General features: G+C 66.1%; 12 protein-coding genes. 5 read left to right on the top strand and 7 right to left on the bottom strand.

Going from position 1 to position 17,150, the window contains the following annotated elements; genetic code table 11:
* Positions 1 to 64 precede the first annotated feature (64 nt).
* The 6 genes from DN412_RS01585 to ltrA all read right to left on the bottom strand — a co-directional run bounded on the left by DN412_RS01585 (position 65) and on the right by ltrA (position 8,803).
* On the bottom strand, positions 65 to 1,090 hold the full coding sequence (locus tag DN412_RS01585) for an LLM class flavin-dependent oxidoreductase (RefSeq protein ID WP_115012899.1): 1,026 nt from the start codon (positions 1,088 to 1,090) through the stop codon (positions 65 to 67).
* Between the two features lie 15 nt (positions 1,091 to 1,105).
* Positions 1,106 to 2,308, bottom strand: coding sequence for a bifunctional phosphopantothenoylcysteine decarboxylase/phosphopantothenate--cysteine ligase CoaBC (coaBC, locus tag DN412_RS01580; RefSeq protein ID WP_115012898.1), 1,203 nt, complete (start codon positions 2,306 to 2,308; stop codon positions 1,106 to 1,108).
* A gap of 130 nt (positions 2,309 to 2,438) precedes the next feature.
* On the bottom strand, positions 2,439 to 2,969 hold the full coding sequence (gene lspA / locus DN412_RS01575) for a signal peptidase II (protein WP_115012897.1): 531 nt from the start codon (positions 2,967 to 2,969) through the stop codon (positions 2,439 to 2,441).
* Positions 2,969 to 5,863, bottom strand: a complete 2,895-nt coding sequence (gene ileS, locus DN412_RS01570; RefSeq protein ID WP_115012896.1) for an isoleucine--tRNA ligase — start codon at positions 5,861 to 5,863, stop codon at positions 2,969 to 2,971. The genes lspA and ileS overlap by 1 nt, the downstream gene beginning before the upstream one ends.
* A gap of 122 nt (positions 5,864 to 5,985) precedes the next feature.
* Positions 5,986 to 6,981, bottom strand: a complete 996-nt coding sequence (locus DN412_RS01565) for a bifunctional riboflavin kinase/FAD synthetase (protein WP_115012895.1) — start codon at positions 6,979 to 6,981, stop codon at positions 5,986 to 5,988.
* Between the two features lie 121 nt (positions 6,982 to 7,102).
* Positions 7,103 to 8,803, bottom strand: a complete 1,701-nt coding sequence (gene ltrA / locus DN412_RS01560; RefSeq protein WP_115012894.1) for a group II intron reverse transcriptase/maturase — start codon at positions 8,801 to 8,803, stop codon at positions 7,103 to 7,105.
* A gap of 456 nt (positions 8,804 to 9,259) precedes the next feature.
* On the opposite strand from ltrA, the gene DN412_RS01550 reads away from it, so the two are divergent.
* The gene (locus tag DN412_RS01550; RefSeq protein WP_115012893.1) at positions 9,260 to 11,074 is read left to right on the top strand and encodes a hybrid sensor histidine kinase/response regulator; all 1,815 of its coding nucleotides are present in this window, start codon (positions 9,260 to 9,262) and stop codon (positions 11,072 to 11,074) included.
* Between the two features lie 37 nt (positions 11,075 to 11,111).
* Here the strand turns inward: DN412_RS01550 and DN412_RS01545 are convergent, their stop codons facing one another.
* Positions 11,112 to 11,771 carry a response regulator gene (locus DN412_RS01545; protein ID WP_078197747.1) on the bottom strand — a complete coding sequence of 220 codons (660 nt, stop codon included), beginning with the start codon at positions 11,769 to 11,771 and terminating at the stop codon, positions 11,112 to 11,114.
* Between the two features lie 254 nt (positions 11,772 to 12,025).
* Between DN412_RS01545 and purN the strand changes: the two genes are divergently transcribed.
* The 4 genes from purN to DN412_RS01525 all read left to right on the top strand — a co-directional run bounded on the left by purN (position 12,026) and on the right by DN412_RS01525 (position 17,144).
* Positions 12,026 to 12,694: a phosphoribosylglycinamide formyltransferase gene (gene purN / locus DN412_RS01540; protein ID WP_115012892.1), complete on the top strand. Its 669-nt coding sequence runs from the start codon at positions 12,026 to 12,028 to the stop codon at positions 12,692 to 12,694.
* Positions 12,691 to 14,085, top strand: a complete 1,395-nt coding sequence (locus tag DN412_RS01535) for an RsmB/NOP family class I SAM-dependent RNA methyltransferase (RefSeq protein WP_115012891.1) — start codon at positions 12,691 to 12,693, stop codon at positions 14,083 to 14,085. Before purN ends, DN412_RS01535 begins: the two co-directional genes overlap by 4 nt.
* 65 nt (positions 14,086 to 14,150) lie before the next feature.
* The gene (locus DN412_RS01530) at positions 14,151 to 15,557 is read left to right on the top strand and encodes a mechanosensitive ion channel family protein (RefSeq protein WP_115012890.1); all 1,407 of its coding nucleotides are present in this window, start codon (positions 14,151 to 14,153) and stop codon (positions 15,555 to 15,557) included.
* 396 nt (positions 15,558 to 15,953) lie between these two features.
* Positions 15,954 to 17,144, top strand: a complete 1,191-nt coding sequence (locus DN412_RS01525) for a DesA family fatty acid desaturase (RefSeq protein ID WP_078197743.1) — start codon at positions 15,954 to 15,956, stop codon at positions 17,142 to 17,144.
* Positions 17,145 to 17,150 lie beyond the last annotated feature (6 nt).

The raw sequence follows: 17,150 nt of genomic DNA, 5'->3' as shown, positions 1-17,150 counted from the left end.
GAATCCTGGGGAAATCGGTTCAACGGAATAGGTGGCAGCCGCGCATGATACCGGAGGCGCAGGCTCAGGCCGCGCCGTCCAGCGCAAACGCCTGCGCCAGCAGTTCGTAGGTGCGCAGCCGCGCGGTGTAGCTTGCGGTGACGCTCAGCACGATCAGCTCGTCGGCGGCAAACTGCTCGCGCAGCGCTTGCATGCGCGCGGCCACGCGCTCGGGCGTGCCGCAGATCGTGCGCGGGCGCTCGCGCTCGATCACCAGCTGGTCGCGTTCGTTGGGGGTGTAGTCCGCGGCCTGCGCCAGCGACGGGATCGGCGCGTTGACGCCATAGGCCATCTGCAGGCGGCGCAGGTCCACCGCGCGCTCCAGCGCGGCGGCCTCGGCGTCGGTGTCGGCGCAGATCACGAAGATCGCGGCGGCGCTGTAGGGCCGGGCCTCGTAGCCGGGCGTGAAGTCGTGGCGGTACTGCTGCGCCACCAGGTGGCCGCTATGCGCGTTGATGAAGTGCGCGAACGCAAAGCGCAGGCCCAGCCGGGCGGCCAGCGCGCCGCCGTAGTCGCTGGAGCCCAGCACCCAGAGTTCGGGTCTGGTATCGACCACCGGCTGCAGCAGCACGCCTTCAGCCAGATGGCCGGGCGGGACTTCGCCGCGCAGCAGCACGGACAGGTCGCGCACCTGTTCCTCGAACTGGGCGCCGCGGTCGTACTGGCCCATCGCCACCGCCTGCGCGGTGCGCATGTCGCCGCCGGGCGCGCGGCCCACGCCCAGGTCGATCCGGTTGGGGAACAGGCCCTCGAGCATGCGAAACTGCTCGGCCACCTTGAACGGGCTGTAGTAGGGCAGCATGACGCCGCCCGATCCCAGCCGGATGCGCTGCGTGACGCTGCCCAGGCGGGCCAGCATCACTTCCGGCGCCGGGTTGCAGACGCCGTGCAGGCCGTGGTGCTCGGCGCACCAGTAGCGGGTATAGCCGAGCGCGTCGGCCATCTGCGCCAGCTCGACGGTGGCGGCCAGCGCATCGCGCGCGGTGTGGCCGGCGATCACCGGGCTCTGGTCGAGCACCGACAGGCGCAGCCGGGGTTTGCTTGCTTGCATCGCGATATCCGGGGCTCAGGGACGCGTGCGCCCGGGCAGGCGCTGGCCGATCGCCGCGACCAGCTGGCGCGCCAGCGACAGCTTGTCGGCGCGCGGCAGCCGCGTCATGCCGGCGGCGTCGAACAGCACGATCTCGTTGTCGTCCAGGCCGAAGGTGTGGTGGCCGATATTGCCGACCAGCAGCGGCACGCCCTTGCGCTGGCGCTTCTGCTCGCCGTACTGCTCCAGGTTCTCGCTTTCGGCGGCAAAGCCGACGCAGTAGGGCGCGTCGGACCGTGCCGCCACCGTGGCCAGGATGTCGGGGTTCTGCACGAACTGCAGCGTGGGCGTGTCGGTATCGTTGGCCTTCTTCAGCTTCTGCTGCGCGACCTCGGCCGGGCGCCAGTCCGCCACCGCGGCCACGGCGACAAAGACATCCACGCCGGGCAGCTGTGCGATCACCGAGTCATGCATCTGCTGCGCGCTGCGCACATCGGTGCGCACCACGCCGCGCGGGGTGGGCAGGCCAGTGGGGCCGGCCACCAGCAGCACCTCGGCGCCGGCCTCGCGCGCCGCGCGCGCGATCGAGAAACCCATCTTGCCGGACGACAGGTTGGTGATGCCGCGCACCGGGTCGATCGCCTCGAAGGTCGGGCCGGCGGTGATCAGCACGCGCTTGCCTTGCAGCGGCTTGGGCTGGAAGAAGGCGATGATGTCCTCGACCAGCTCTTCCGGCTCCAGCATGCGGCCGTCGCCGACCTCGCCGCAGGCCTGGTCGCCGCTGCCCGGGCCCAGGATCATCACGCCGTCGGCGCGCAGTTGCGCGGCGTTGCGCTGGGTGGCGGGGGCGGCCCACATCTGGCGGTTCATCGCCGGCGCCACCAGCAGCGGGCAGTCGCGCGCGATGCACAGGGTGCTGAGCAGGTCGTCGCACAGCCCGTTGGCCAGGCGCGCCATGAAGTCGGTCGAGGCCGGGGCAATGACGATGGCGTCGGCCTCGCGCGACAGGTCGATATGCGCCATGTTGTTGTCGATGCGGGCATCCCACTGCGACAGGAAGACCGGCCGGCCGGACAGCGCCTGCATCGTCACCGGCGTGATGAAATGCGTCGCCGCCTCGGTCATGGCCACCTGCACGGTGGCGCCGGCCTTGGTCAGCAGGCGGACCAGTTCGGCCGACTTGTAGCAGGCGATGCCGCCGGTCAGGCCGAGAACGATGTGCTTGCCGCGCAAATCCATGGTGAGGCTCGTCAAAAGGTGGGAATCGGCATGATACCGGCTGCGCGCCCTGGCTGCTGCCGGCACCGGCGCCGGATGGCAGCGGGGCCGCTTTCGCGGCCCCGGCATCACCTGCTGTGCTTAGTGGCGCTCAGTGGCGCCGCACCCGCCGCAGCTCGTCCACGATCAGCAGCACCGCGCCGACCGTGATCGCGCAGTCGGCCACATTGAAGGCTGGCCAGTGGTAGTTGCGCACGTAGAAATCCAGGAAGTCGATCACGTGCCCGTAGACCACGCGGTCGATCACATTGCCGACCGCGCCGCCCAGGATCAGCGACACCGCGAAGCAGAACATGCGCTGGCCGGTATGGCGGTACAGCAGCCACACGATGAACGCCCCCACCACGAGACCCAGCCCGGTGAAGAACCAGCGCTGCCAGCCGCCGGCATCGGCCAGGAAGCTGAACGCCGCGCCCTTGTTGTAGACCAGCACCAGGTTGAAGAAGCTGGTCACCGGGCGCGATTCACCATAGGTGAAGCTGCGCACGATGACGATCTTGAAGAACTGGTCGAGCAGCACCACCAGCAGCGCGAAGGCCATCCACAGCAGCGGGGTGGTGCCGCTGGTGGCCTTATTGTTGCGGCGTGCCGGACGCGCGGAACGGGACGTGGTCGATGCCATCAGGCATGGCTCCTGTGTTCACCGGCGCCGAACAGGTTGCTGTCGCAGCGCCCGCAGAGGGTCGGATGGTCCGGGTTGTGGCCGACATCGGCGCGGTAGTGCCAGCAGCGCTCGCACTTGGCATGGGCCGACGGGGTCACCGTGACCAGCAGGTCGCCGGCCTCGGGGGCATGCGTGACCTTGGCCGATGAGGTCAGCAGCACGAAGCGCAGGTCGTCGCCCAGGCTCTGCAGCGCTTCCAGCACCGGGCCGCCGGCCTGGATGGTCAGCTCGGCCTGCAGCGACGAGCCGATCTCGCCTTCCACGCGCACGGCTTCGAGCTGCTTGGTGACTTCCGCGCGCACTTCGCGCAGCGTGTGCCATTTCTGCAGCAGGTCGTCGGCGCCGTCGTCGACTTCGGGCACCGCGTAGTAGGTGCTGGTGAAGATGGTGTCGGTGTGCTCGGTGCCGTGGGCGAAGATCTGCCACGCTTCCTCGGCGGTAAACGACAGGAACGGCGCCATCCAGTGCAGCATGGCCTGGGTGATGTGGTACAGCGCGTTCTGTGCCGCGCGGCGGGCCTTGGAGTCCGGCGCGGTGGTGTACAGGCGGTCCTTCAGCACGTCGAGGTAGAAGCCGCCCAGGTCCTCGGAGCAGAAGGTCTGCAGCTTGGCCACCACCGGGTGGAATTCATACGACTCGTAGTGCGACAGCACTTGCTGCTGCAGCTGCGCGGTCAGCGCCACGGCATAGCGGTCGATCTCCAGCCATTCCGATGCCGGCAGCGCGTGCTTCGCGTGGTCGTAGTCGGACAGGTTGGACAGCAGGAAGCGCAGCGTATTGCGGATGCGGCGGTAGCTTTCCACCACGCGCTTGAGGATCTCGTCCGAGATCGACAGCTCGCCGGAATAGTCGGTAGAGGCCACCCACAGGCGGATGATCTCGGCGCCCATCTTGTTCGAGATGTCCTGCGGCGACACGGTGTTGCCGACCGACTTCGACATCTTGCGGCCTTCGCCGTCGACGGTGAAGCCGTGCGTCAGCAGCGCCTTGTAGGGCGGCTTGCCATACAGCATCGACGCGGTCAGCAGCGACGAGTGGAACCAGCCGCGATGCTGGTCCGAGCCTTCCAGGTACAGGTCGGCCAGGCGGCCATCGGGCGCATCGGCGGACGGATCGTACAGGTCGTCGCGGTGCGAGCCGCGGATCACGGTCCAGTGCGTGGTGCCGGAGTCGAACCACACGTCCAGCGTGTCGCGGTTCTTCTCGTACTGGCTGGCCTCGTCGCCCAGCAGCTCGGCCGGGTCCAGTGCCTGCCAGGCCTCGATGCCGTGCTGCTCGACGCGCCTGGCCACTTCTTCCAGCAACTGCGGCGTGCGCGGATGCAGCGCGCCGGTTTCCTTGTGCAGGAAGAAGGCCATCGGCACGCCCCACTGGCGCTGGCGCGACAGCGTCCAGTCCGGCCGGTTGGCGATCATGTTGTGCAGGCGCTGCTTGCCCCAGGCCGGGAAGAACTCGGTGGCGTCGATGCCGGCCAGCGCGGTCTCGCGCAGGGTCGGCGCGGTCTTGCCGTTTTCCTCGGTCGGGTCCACGTCCATGCCCGCGAACCACTGCGAGGTGGCGCGGTAGATGATCGGCGTCTTGTGGCGCCAGCAGTGCATGTAGCTGTGGGTGTACTTGTGCGAATTGAACAGGTTGCCCGAGGCCTGCAGCACCTCGACGATCTTCGGGTTGGCGTCCCAGATCGACAGGCCGCCGAAGAGCGGCAGCGTGCCGGCATAGACGCCGTTGCCCATCACCGGGCTGATGATGTCCGAATCGGCCATGCCGTGCGCCTTGCACGACTGGAAGTCTTCCACGCCGTAGGCCGGCGCGGAATGCACGATGCCCGAGCCGGTGTCGGTGGTGACGTAGTCGCCCAGGTAGACCGGCGACAGGCGGTCATAGCCCGCGTCCATCTTCGCCAGCGGGTGGTGGAAGCGGATTTCCGACAACGCCGCGCCGGTGGTGGTGGCCACGACCTTGCCTTCCAGGCCGTAGACCTTCAGTTGCTCCTCGACGCGCTCGGTGGCCAGGATCAGGTAGCCGCGCGGGGTGTCGACCAGCGCGTATTCCACCTCGGGGTGCACGTTCAGCGCCTGGTTGCTCGGGATGGTCCACGGCGTGGTGGTCCAGATCACGATCCAGCCCGGCTTCGCACTGATCTGGTCGAAGGGTACCTTGAAGGCGTGCGCCAGTTTGTCGGCTTCGGCGAACGGGAAGCCCACGTCGATCGACAGGTCGACCTTGTCCTTGTATTCGACCTCGGCCTCGGCCAGCGCCGAGCCGCAGTCGAAGCACCAGTTGACCGGCTTCAGGCCACGGAACACATAGCCCTTCTCCATGATCTTGCCGAGGGCGCGCAACTCATCGGCCTCGTTGCTGTAGTTCATGGTCAGGTAAGGGTGGTCCCAGTCGCCGAGCACGCCCAGGCGCTCGAAGTCCACCATCTGGCGCTTGATCTGCTCGGTGGCGTAGGCGCGCGCCTTGGCCTGGACCTCCTGCACCGGCAGGCCCTTGCCGAACTTCTTCTCGATCTGGATCTCGATCGGCATGCCGTGGCAGTCCCAGCCCGGCACGTAGACGGCGTCCAGCCCGGTCAGGCCGCGCGCCTTGATGATCATGTCCTTGAGCACCTTGTTGACGGCATGGCCGATATGGATGTCGCCGTTGGCATACGGCGGGCCGTCATGCAGCACGAACTTCTTCGCGCCCTTGCGCGCCGCGCGGATCTTCTTGTAGAGCTGCTTGTCCTGCCACTGCTTGACCCACTGCGGCTCGCGCTTGGGCAGGTCGCCACGCATCGGGAAGGGCGTGTCGAGCAGGTTGACGGGATATTTGCTTTTCTCGGGCTTGGCGCGTTTGTCGTCAGACATTTCGATTCTCAGGGCAATTCGGTTGGCGCGCGGCCGGCAACAGGCCGGCGGACGCACGTGAAGACTGGGGCAGGCGGCGTGCGAACCGGGGCCCGCGCAGCACGGTGCGGGGGCCCCGGCCGCTACCTAATTCGGTCGGTGGCGGAGGTGGCGAAGTCGCGGCCGCCGCTGCCTTCGGCGGCGCCCGGCGCGGTCAGGCCGAAGAAGGCGCGCGCATCGGCGCTGTCCTTGGCGATCGCGGCGGTGAGCTCGTCCAGGTTGTCGAAGCGCGCCTCGTCGCGCAGCTTCTTCATGAATTCCACCCGCACCAGCTTGCCGTACAGGCTTTCATTGAAATCGAACAGGTGGACTTCCAGCAGCACCCGGCCGGCGTCCTCGATGGTGGGGCGCACGCCGATGCTGGCCACGCCGGGCAGCGGCTGGTCGGCGATGCCGTGCACCTGCACCACGAAGATGCCGCTGACCGCCGGCCGCTTGTGCGAGATGCGCAGGTTCAGCGTCGGGAAGCCCAGGTCGCGGCCCAGCTTGCGGCCGTGGATCACGTGGCCGCTGATGGCATAGCCGTGGCCGAGCAGGCGCCGGGCATGCTCCAGGTCGCCGTCGGCGAGCGCCTGGCGCACCGCCGAGCTGGAGATGCGGATGCCGCCCTCGGACACCGAGCCCATCTGCTCGACATCGAAGCCGTAGCGGTGCCCGGCGTCCTGCAGGTAGGCAAAGTCGCCGGCGCGTTTGGCGCCGAAGCGGAAGTCGTCGCCCACCAGCACCCAGCGCGCGTGCAGGCCGTGCCAGAGCACGTTCTCGACGAAATCGTGCGGCGACTGGCCGGCAAAGTGGGCGTTGAAGTGTTCCACCACCACGCGGTCCACGCCGTTGCGGCGCAGGCTTTCCAGCTTGTCGCGCAGCAGCGCGATGCGGGTGGGGGCCTTGTCCGGCGTGAAGAACTCGCGCGGATGCGGCTCGAAGGTCATCACGCACAGCGGCAGGCCGCGCGCATCCGCCGCAGCACGCGCACGCGCGAGCAGCGACTGGTGGCCGCGATGCACACCGTCGAAATTGCCGATGGTGAGCGCGCAGGGCGCCCGGCTCTCGGCGTTGGGCAGGCCGCGGAAGACTTTCACGGGGACGGCGGGAAACGTTTCAGGGTAGGGTAGGAGCATACCATTTCTGGTGATGCTCCCCCCTAAGAACCGTACGTGCGAGTTTCCCCGCATACGGCTCAAGCCTCTCAAAGTAAATGAGTCAATCAAGTACCGGCTTTACAGCGATTCTGCCGTAGTGATGGACTTGAACATGACAACCGGGATGCACCAGCACTCGATTTCCTAGAGCATCGGAGCCGCCAAGAACGCGCGGCACGATGTGATGGTCATCCCATCCAGTCTCTTTGGTTATCTTGCTCTGACACACCGCACACAAGCCCTGCTGAGACATATACAGCTTGATCCATTGCTTGCGGTGTGACATGTCGTCGGACATGCGTGCCTGTCGCAATTTCTCGCCATACATCTCCTGCGCTGGGTCAAACGGATGGTAGTCCGCCCGAACCTTCTTGTGCCTCCTGATCTGCGTACCCGCAAGCGAATACAGCTCCAGCCAGAAAGGATCGCCCTTCTTATCCACAGTCGTGGTTCCAAACACCCAGTTCCGAGCCTCTATGGTGGCGAAGTACTTCTTCCGCACCCACTCGGCATTCTTCCCTCGATGTCGCCGTTTTGCCCACCTCCACAAAGCACAGAAGATCTGGTGCTCCATCTTGGTGAACGCCGCCGTTGCTACCACCGGGCGATGATACTGCGCCCACCCTCTTAGCATCGGATTCAGCAGTCTGATCAGATCATCCTGCTTTGCCGTTTTCTTGACACTGATGACTTCCTTCACTTTGCGGTAGAACGCTTGCACGTTCTTCTTGCTCGGCTTGATGAGCAGCTTTCCCGAGTACTTCCGGAAATTCCACCCTAGAAAGTCAAAGCCGTCGGCGATGTTGACGATCCGCGTTTTCTCCGTCGATAGTGTCAGCCCCCGTACTGCCAGGAACTTCTCCACCCACGGCTTCACTTCATTTTCTAACACCTCCGGCGTATTGCCGGTGATCACGAAGTCGTCCGCATAGCGCACTACATTCACTTTCAGCTTGTTGGATTTCACGACGCCGAATTTCGCCCGTAGGGACGCATCCAGTTGTCGCTCCAATCCGTTCAGTGCCACGTTTGCCAGAGTCGGGGAAATGATGCCTCCCTGTGGTGTTCCGGCGTCGGTCGCCTGAAACTGGCCCTGAAAAACCACGCCAGCTTTCAACCACTTCCGAAGGATTGCTTTGTCCATTGGGACATTGCGCTCCAGCCAGTTGTGGCTGATATGGTCAAAACACCCTTTGATATCCGCTTCCAGCACCCATTGAGCCGAAGCTCGCTTGGACAGGGACGCGAAGAGCTGGGACATGGCATCGTGAGTGGAGCGATTGATCCGAAACCCATAAGAGTTCGGATCGCTCGTCCCTTCGGACACCGGCTCCAGCGCCAGCAGATACAGCGCTTGCATGGCTCGGTCGTGCATGGTCGGAATGCCCAGAGGGCGCTTCTTCCCATTTGACTTGGGGATGTAGACACGCTTCAACGGCAGCGGTCGATACCCCCGGTGCTCCAACCTCCCGATGGCTTCCCATCGGTCTTCAGGCGTTTCCCACTCTACGCGATCGACTCCTGCCGTCCGCGCACCTTGGTTCATCGCCACTCGCCGTACCGCCGATGCTTTGGCGGACCACGAGCGGGTCAGGGACCTCTGCAAGGCTTTCACCCTGCGCCAGTCCCCTTCCTGTGTTGCCTTCGCAATTCGAATCTGCATTACCCGAACGTTCCGGTCGACGCGGCGCCAGTCAATGTCGCCCCATCTCTCTGGTACGCCGGAAGGCGCAGATTCATCCTCACGGATCAATGCTTCCATGCTGCCCTCCTATCTTGAGGATCTTCCCCAACATCGAAAGACAACATGCCCCTTGCGGGACATGTTGTCCCACAAGGGAAGAAAAGTTAAACAAGCGAGTTCAGTCAGCCGTCTTGCGACGAGTAGACCAGTTGGAAGTCTGCCCGCTTTCGCGTGGGATGATGTTTCAATCCCTATCCGGACCGTTACAGCTCCCAACAGGGTCGATGCTCCTTACGTTGGAGCTATCCGGACACGAGGGTGCGTGTCGCACTAAAGCGAGCATTATAAGGCGAATGGGTCGGGTTGCCGCTTCCGTCGCCCCAGGCTGGCGCCGCACTGCGGCTTTTGTGCCGCAACCGGCCCTCGCGCCATGGCGCGATGCCGCAAAAGGCGGCATGATATGGGCCACTTCGGCCACATTTCGGGCGCTGACTCGCGGCGCTCCCGATATCCGCCCATTCCAGGCCCCCTCACTTGAAAGCGCTGCCAACCCGGTTCTTTTCCCGGCTCCTGCCCCGAGTCCTGCCTCAGGCAACCGCCCAGCTCGACGTCGAAACGCGCGCCAAGCTGATGGCCATCGTGCATAAGAATGCGCCCACGGCGATCGTGGCCTCGGTGTTGCTGCCCGCGCTGACCACCCTCGGCTTCTGGAGCGACGTGAGCCACTCGGCGTTGCTCGGCTGGTGCGCGGTGATGCTGCTGCTGACGGTCGGCGGCCTGTGGTTCTACGTGGGCTACCAGCGCGACCATGCCTCGATGAGCCGTTCCGCGCACACGCGCAAGTGGTGGAACAATATGCGCGCGGTCGCCTTCCTGACCGGCATGACCTGGGGCAGCTCGGCGCTGCTGCATCTGTATACAGGCTCGGCGGTGTTCTCCAGCGTGCTGTACCTGCTGACCCTGGGGGTGCTGGCCGGCGGCGCGGTTTCGCAGGCGCCGGTGCCGTCGAACCTGGTCTATGCCGGCGTGCCGATCCTGGTGCCCAATATCCTGATGGCGGAATTCGCCTTCCCCGGCCATGGCGTCTATGTCCAGGTGCTGCTGGCGATCTATGCGCTGATGTTGTCGCGCCACGCCTTCACCCTGCAGGTCACGCTGGTGCGCGCAATCCAGCTGGAGGGCGACAGCCGGCGCCTGGCCAAGCAGTTCCAGCACGAAAAGGAGCGCGCGCTGCATGCCAGCGAGGAGAAGTCGCGCTTCCTGGCCGCCGCCAGCCACGACCTGCGCCAGCCGGTGCATGCGCTGGTGATGCTGGTGGAGGCGCTGCGCGCGCGCAACCAGTCGACGGCGCTGCATCCGCTGGTGGAGCAGGTGGCAGCGGGCACCCAGACCATCGACCTGTTGTTCCGCTCGCTGCTGGACCTGTCCAAGCTGGAAGGGCGCAAGGTCTTGCCGACGCTGGAGCCGTGCGAGCTGGGTGCGCTGATCCGCGACGTGATGAGCCAGTTTGCCGCCGACGCGCGCGAAAGCGGGCTGACCCTGACGCCGCGCGTGCCCGACGAGCTGTACGCGATGGCCGAGCCCGTGCTGCTGCGCCGGGCCCTGTTCAACCTGGTGCAGAACGCGCTGCGCTACACCCAGCGCGGCGGCGTGCTGGTGACCGCGCGTCAGCGCCGCAAGAACGTGCGGCTGGAAGTCTGGGACACCGGCGCCGGCGTCACGCCCGAGCACCTGCCGGACATCTTCTCGCCGTACTACCAGGTCCACAACCCGCAGCGCGACCCGTCGCAGGGCCTGGGCCTGGGGCTGGCGATCTTCAAGGAATGCGTGCGGCTGATGCGCGGCACCTACGGCGTGCGCTCGGTGCCGGGCAAGGGTTCGGTGTTCTGGTTCGCGCTGTCGCCGGTGCCGGCCGAGACCGTGGCCAGCGTGCGCGAGATGCGCGCCATGGCGCAGGCCGAGGAGGCCAGGCCCGACCGCCTGCAGGGCACCGTGCTGGTGGTCGACGACGACAGCCAGATCCGCAAGGCCTGGATCGCGCTGATGGAGGCCTGGGGCATCCGCGTGGCCTGCGCCGCCCACGGCGCCGAGGCCGACCAGCTGTTCGCCAAGGGCCTGCGCCCGGACATCATTTTCTGCGACCTGCGCCTGCCCGGCAGCGAGAACGGCCTGGACCTGCTCGAGCGCTGGCAAAACACGCAGCCGCAGGCGCGCAGCGCGCTGCTGACCGGCGACCTGAAGTCGGCCGCGCTGGCGGCGGCGGAAGAGGCGGGGTATTTCGTGCTGCCCAAGCCGGTGGACCCGGCCTCGCTGCGGATGCTGCTGCGGCGCTGGCTGCGGCCGGCCTGAGGTAGGCAGGGCAGCAGGAAGGGGGCGGCGGCTGGCCTTACTGGCGCAGCCGGAACCGTTCCATCCGGGACATGACCTGCATGCGGGTGCGCACGCCCAGGCGCTGCAGGATGGCCGACACGTGTTCCTTGACGGTGTTCTCAGTCAGCCCCAGCCGGCGCGCGATCACCTTGTTCGGCAGGCCTTCGAGCACCAGCGCCAGCACCGAGCCCTGGCGCGGCGTCAGGCCGAGTTCGGCAGGCGTGACCGGAATGCCGTGGGCCGGGCCGAACGACTGCGCGTGCCCGTTCAGGGCTTCATCGGTGGGGAAGGAGGTGTCGCCCGCCAGCACCTTGCGCACCGCGGCAGTGAAGGCGTTGGCATCGAGGTGCTTGCCGACGAAGCCGCAGGCCGACAGCGCGCGGGCGCGGCCGACGATTTCAGGCGTGGCCTCGGCGGACATGAAGATAAAGCGTGCGCCCGGGATGACGGTCTTGAACGACTGCATGGCATCGAAGCCGGTGCCATCGTTCAGCCAGATATCCAGCAGCACGATATCGGGGCGCAGACCCTGCTGCAGGCTGGCCAGGGCTTCGCGGGCACTGCCGGCGGCATGGACTGCCACATCCGGCATGACTTCGGCCAGGAAGGCCGTGGTCCCTGACAAGGCCATAGGATGATCATCGACCACCAACAACGTCGGTGCAGCGTTCGACATGCGAATTCCCGTTCAATTTCCCGTTTCGTCCTTGTTGTCACCAGCTCCGGAGAGCCCCGTGTCATGCACAGGAATGGCGCGTGGACGTAGGGCCCACTCTAGCAGAGGGGGCGAAGCGTCACAATCCACCAATCGGGTTATAGGGCTTCGCTACCACAGGCAAGAGCTTTCGCGTCTGTCCGAATCTAGTGAATTAAGCACGTAATGGGTTGGCTTTACCGGAGTTTAGCGCCTTGCCTTGGTAGAATTGCGCGATGAAAAAAATTGTCATCCTGATTTCCGGGCGGGGCTCCAACATGGAAGCCATCGTCCGTGCCTGCGCAGGCGGTGGCTGGCCCGCCCGCGTGGCGGCGGTTCTGTCGAACCGGCCCGATGCCGCCGGACTGCGGTTTGCACAGCAGCAAGGCATTGAAACCGGCGTGGTCGACCATCGCCAGCACCCTGACCGGGCCTCCTTTGATGCGGCGCTGGCCGAGGCCATCGACGCCTACGCACCCGATCTGGTGGTGCTGGCCGGTTTCATGCGTATACTCACGCCCGGCTTCGTCGACCGCTATGCGGGCCGGCTGCTGAATATCCATCCGTCGCTGCTGCCGTGCTTCCCGGGCCTGAACACCCACAAGCAGGCGCTGGACGCTGGCGTCAAGCTGCATGGCGCCACCGTGCACTTCGTGACCCCTGAACTGGATCATGGTCCGATCGTGATCCAGGCTGCACTCGACGTGCGGCCCACGGACACGCCCGAGAGCCTGGCCACGCGCCTGCTCGAATGCGAGCACGTGATCTATCCCCGCGCCGTGCAATGGTTCGTCGAGGACCGCCTGCAACTGCAGGACGGCGTAGTCAACGTTATCAACCCGGCCGAACCGCAATTGCTGATGGCCATCTCCGCCGATACCCCGGCGGGAGGAGTCAAGGCATGAGCCGTACCCAGGCAGGAACCCGATCCCCGCGCAGCGAGAGCCGCGCCCCCGCGCGCAGCAAGGGCAAGGGCAGCCCCATCCGCAGGTCGCCCAATGCCGACGGCACCCAGGTGCGTTCGCACGGCGGGCTGCATGCCGCCCATATCCAGCATATCGACCGCCTGCTGGGCAAGGTCATGCTGTTCGCGCGCCCGGCCGATGCCGTGGTCAGCTATTACTTCCGCGAGAACGCCAAGCTTGGCCACCGCGAGCGCGGCATCATCGCCGAGGCGATCTACGCGGTGCTGCGCCGGCGCGTCGAGTTTGCCCAGTTTGCCGAAAGCGGCACGGGCGCGACCTCGCGCCGCCTCGCGCTGCTGGGCCTGGCCGCGACGCTGGGCCGCGACACGCTGACGCCGTTCCTGCATCCCGAAGAAGCCGAGTGGCTGGACCGCCTGACTACGATCGAGCGCTCCAGCCTGGCGCCGCGCGTGCGCGCCAACCTGCCCGAGTGGCTGTACGACGAACTGGTGCGCCAGCATGGCGACGCCTTTGCCGCGGCGCTGGGCGATGCCTGGCTGCGCCCGGCGCCGCTGGACCTGCGCGTCAACCTGGCCAAGACCAGCCGCGAGGCCGCGCTGGCCGAGCTGCAGGCCGCTGGCCTGGGCGCCGAGCCCACGCCGATGGCGCCGGCCGGCATCCGCATGGCCGGCAAGCCGGCGCTGAACCAGCTGCCGATCTTCGTCAACGGCCTGGTCGAGGTGCAGGACGAAGGCAGCCAGTTGCTGTGCAACCTGGTGGCGCCCAAGCGCGGCGAAATGGTGGTCGACTTCTGCGCCGGCGCGGGCGGCAAGACCCTGGCGCTGGGCGCGGCGATGCGCTCGACCGGCCGGCTCTATGCCTTCGACGTATCGGAAAAGCGCCTGGCCAACCTGAAGCCGCGCCTGGCGCGCAGCGGCCTGTCCAACGTCCATCCGGTGCTGATCGATTCCGAGCGCGATGCCAAGATCAAGCGCCTGGCCGGCAAGGCCGACCGTGTGCTGGTCGACGCGCCGTGCAGCGGGCTGGGCACGCTGCGCCGCAACCCCGACCTGAAGTGGCGGCAATCGCCGGAGTCGGTGCTGGAACTGACCGCCAAGCAGAGCGCGATCCTGGACTCCGCCGCGCGGCTGGTGAAGGGCGGCGGCCGCGTGGTCTACGCGACCTGCAGCGTGCTGGAAGCCGAAAACGAGCAGATCGTGCGCGATTTCCTGGCCTCGCATCCCAACTTCCGCCTGGTGCCGGCCGCCGAAGTGCTGGGCGAGCAGAAGATCGAAGTGGCCGGGCTGTCGGACAACGGCATGTTTGCCCTGTATCCGCACCTGCACCAGACCGACGGCTTCTTTGCCGCGGTGCTGGAACGCACGAGCTGAGCGCTGTTGCCTGCCGGGCCGCCCGCCGTGCGCGCGGGCGGCCGCGCCAACCCTGAGTCTGCACCATGAACGGTGAAACCCTGTCCGACCTGGGCGGCCTGAAGGACCTGAAAGCCTCCCATTCGATGTTCGGCAAGATGCTGGACGACCTGATCCGCGATGCAGGCGGGCCGGGCTTCTTCTGGCAGCTGCTGGTGCTGGCCGGCTGCCTGCTGGTGGCGTGGCCCCTGGCACGCTTCGTGGTGCGGCGGCTGGAAGCGCGCTATGAAAGCTCGAGCTTTTCCGTGCGCTTTGCCGCCGCCAGTCTTGAGCGCGCCATGTTCCCGCTGGCCGGCTGGGTGCTGGTGCTGATCGCCCGCTTCGCGCTGGCGCCGCTGATCCCGATCAGCGTGCTGCGGCTGGCGCTGGTGCCGCTGTTTGGCATCACCGCCCTGAATTTCACGTTCTATGTGCTGCGCCGGGTGATGTCGGGCAGCGGCCAGCTGCACGGCATGCTGCTGCTGGTGGAGAAGGTGCTGACCACGCTGGTGTGGGTCGGCATGGCGCTGTACGTGCTGGGCGTGCTGAGCGACGTGGTGGCGTGGATGGAGGGCGTGACCTTCTCCATCGGCGGCAAGCAGAAGATCAGCATGGCCGATACCCTGATGGCGGTGGTCTGGATCCTGCTGACGGTGCTGGTGGCGCTGTGGTTCGGCTCCTGGCTGGAAGAGCGGCTGATGCGCTCGACCAGCCTCGATGGCAATCTGAAGGTGGTGCTGACGCGGATTTCCAAGGCTCTGCTGCTGCTGGTGTCGCTGCTGCTGAGCCTGTCGCTGGTGGGGATCGACCTGACCGTGCTGTCGGTGTTCGGCGGCGCGCTGGGCGTGGGTCTGGGCCTGGGTTTGCAGAAGATCGCCAGCAACTACATCTCCGGCTTCATCATCCTGCTGGACCGCTCGGTCAAGCTCGGCGACCAGATCACGGTGGACAAGTACACCGGCATCGTGTCGCAGATCCGCACCCGCTATACCGTGGTGCGCAACGGCGACGGCGAAACCCTGGTGCCGAACGAGCAGCTGGTGGCGCAGCCGGTGCAGAACCATTCGTTCTCGAACACCAATGTGCGCGTGGCGACACGCGTGCAGGCTGACTACAATGCCGACCCGGAAACGGTGATCGCATTGCTGGCCGCCTGCGTGCGCGACCTGCCGCGTGTGCTGCCCGAGCCCGCGCCGGCCGCGTTCCTGGTGCTGTTTGCCGACAGCGGCATCGAGTACGAGGTGGCGGTCAACATTGCCGATCCGCAGAACGGCAAGCTGGGCGTGCAGTCCGCGATGAACCGCGCAATCTGGCGCACGATGCGCGAGCATGGCATTTCCATTCCCTATCCGCAGCGCGAAGTCCGCGTGCTGGGCGAAGCACCCTTGCCCGGCACCGATCTGCCCCCATCTAACGCAGTAGCGGATGCCGCGAATGCGGCGAGTGCGGCATAAGTCAGCACAGGCCCGCGGGTAGGCGCAGCATGCGCCACCCGTGGAACGAAAACCGTTGCGTGCCGTCAAAATCCGGGAAATAGCGTATGCTTGCGCGTCCCGCGATCCGGTAGAATGCCGGGTTGTCGTGGGTTGCAGCCAAGGTTGCAGGCGCACACTCCCACATCAGACAGCCGCCAGATTGCAGCGGCTCGTACCTTGTCCCGCCAGCCCTGCGCCATTCCAGCGCCGGCGCGAGACTCGTGTGCCTGGGAGCCCGGAATGACTTCGGGTCCCGTGGCAGGCGCCAGAAAGCTACCGCAATCACTTGGGTTCGCAGCCTTTTTTCTGCGCGTTGCGTGCACCGGCCCCGCTGGCCTGCACGGGAAAGTCCCTGTTTAACCGACGGAGAACAGTTTGTTCGACACTATTCTTGACTGGGCCGCCAACGGCCTTGCCAACTGGACCTGGTGGGAGATCGTCATCTACACGCTCGTGGTGACGCATATCACGATCGCCGGCGTCACCATCTTCCTGCACCGCTGCATGGCGCACCGGTCGCTGGATCTGCACCCCATCGCGCAGCATTTCTTCCGCTTCTGGCTGTGGCTGACCACCGGCATGGTCACCCGCGAGTGGACCGCCATCCACCGCAAGCACCACGCCAAGTGCGAAACCGAAGACGATCCGCACAGCCCGCAGACCCGCGGCATCCGCAAGGTGCTGCTGGAGGGCGCTGAGCTGTATCGGGCCGAAGCCAAGAACAAGGAAACCGTTGCCAAGTTCGGCCATGGCTGCCCCAATGACTGGATCGAGCGCAATGTGTATTCGCGCTTCGGCTGGCAGGGCGTGGGCCTGATGCTGATCATCGACCTGGCGCTGTTCGGCGTGATCGGCATGACCGTGTGGGCCGTGCAGATGCTGTGGATCCCGATCCATGCCGCCGGCGTCATCAATGGCCTGGGCCACTGGTGGGGTTATCGCAACTACGATTGCGAGGACGCCTCGACCAACGTGTCGCCGTGGGGCCTGATCATCGGTGGCGAAGAGCTGCACAACAACCACCACACCTACCCGACCTCGGCCAAGTTCTCGATCAAGTGGTATGAGTTCGATGTGGGCTGGGGCTATATCCGCGCGATGCAGGCAGTCGGCCTGGCCAAGGTCAAGAAGACCCCGCCCAAGGCGCGCCTGGTGGAAGCCCGTCCGGTCGATGAAAACACGCTGGAAGCCATTATCGCCAACCGCTATGACGTGATGGCGCGCTACGCCAAGGCTGTCAAGGGCGCGTTCCGCCAGGAACTGGAAAGGCTCAAGGAAGGCCGCGTGGCCGAGTACCGCAGCTTCAAGCCCGCCAGCAAGTGGATCCACCGCGAGGAAACCAAGCTGGCCGCGCCGCAGCGCGAACAGCTGGCCAGCATCGTCGAGCAGAACAAGGCGCTGCAGACCTTCGTGGAAATGCGCCGTGAACTGGCCGCCATCTGGGGCCGTTCCAACCTGACGCGCGAGCAGTTGCTGCAGCAGCTGCAGGCCTGGTGCCATCGTGCCGAGGCCAGTGGCATCCAGGCGCTGCACGATTTCTCGCTGCGCCTGCGCCGCTACGCCTGATACAAT

It is taken from the genome of Cupriavidus lacunae, from assembly GCF_003353055.1.
GTDB lineage: Bacteria > Pseudomonadota > Gammaproteobacteria > Burkholderiales > Burkholderiaceae > Cupriavidus > Cupriavidus lacunae.
This window is presented reverse-complemented; position numbering and strand designations above follow the sequence as displayed.

Bases quoted from the DNA above. Each gene is read 5' to 3' on its own strand.
- DN412_RS01585 (WP_115012899.1), bottom strand. From the start codon at position 1,090: ATGCAAGCAAGCAAACCCCGGCTGCGCCTGTCGGTGCTCGACCAGAGC.
- coaBC (WP_115012898.1), bottom strand. From the start codon at position 2,308: ATGGATTTGCGCGGCAAGCACATCGTTCTCGGCCTGACCGGCGGCATC.
- lspA (WP_115012897.1), bottom strand. From the start codon at position 2,969: ATGGCATCGACCACGTCCCGTTCCGCGCGTCCGGCACGCCGCAACAAT.
- ileS (WP_115012896.1), bottom strand. From the start codon at position 5,863: ATGTCTGACGACAAACGCGCCAAGCCCGAGAAAAGCAAATATCCCGTC.
- ltrA (WP_115012894.1), bottom strand. From the start codon at position 8,803: ATGGAAGCATTGATCCGTGAGGATGAATCTGCGCCTTCCGGCGTACCA.
- DN412_RS01545 (WP_078197747.1), bottom strand. From the start codon at position 11,771: ATGTCGAACGCTGCACCGACGTTGTTGGTGGTCGATGATCATCCTATG.
- purN (WP_115012892.1), top strand. From the start codon at position 12,026: ATGAAAAAAATTGTCATCCTGATTTCCGGGCGGGGCTCCAACATGGAA.
- DN412_RS01535 (WP_115012891.1), top strand. From the start codon at position 12,691: ATGAGCCGTACCCAGGCAGGAACCCGATCCCCGCGCAGCGAGAGCCGC.
- DN412_RS01530 (WP_115012890.1), top strand. From the start codon at position 14,151: ATGAACGGTGAAACCCTGTCCGACCTGGGCGGCCTGAAGGACCTGAAA.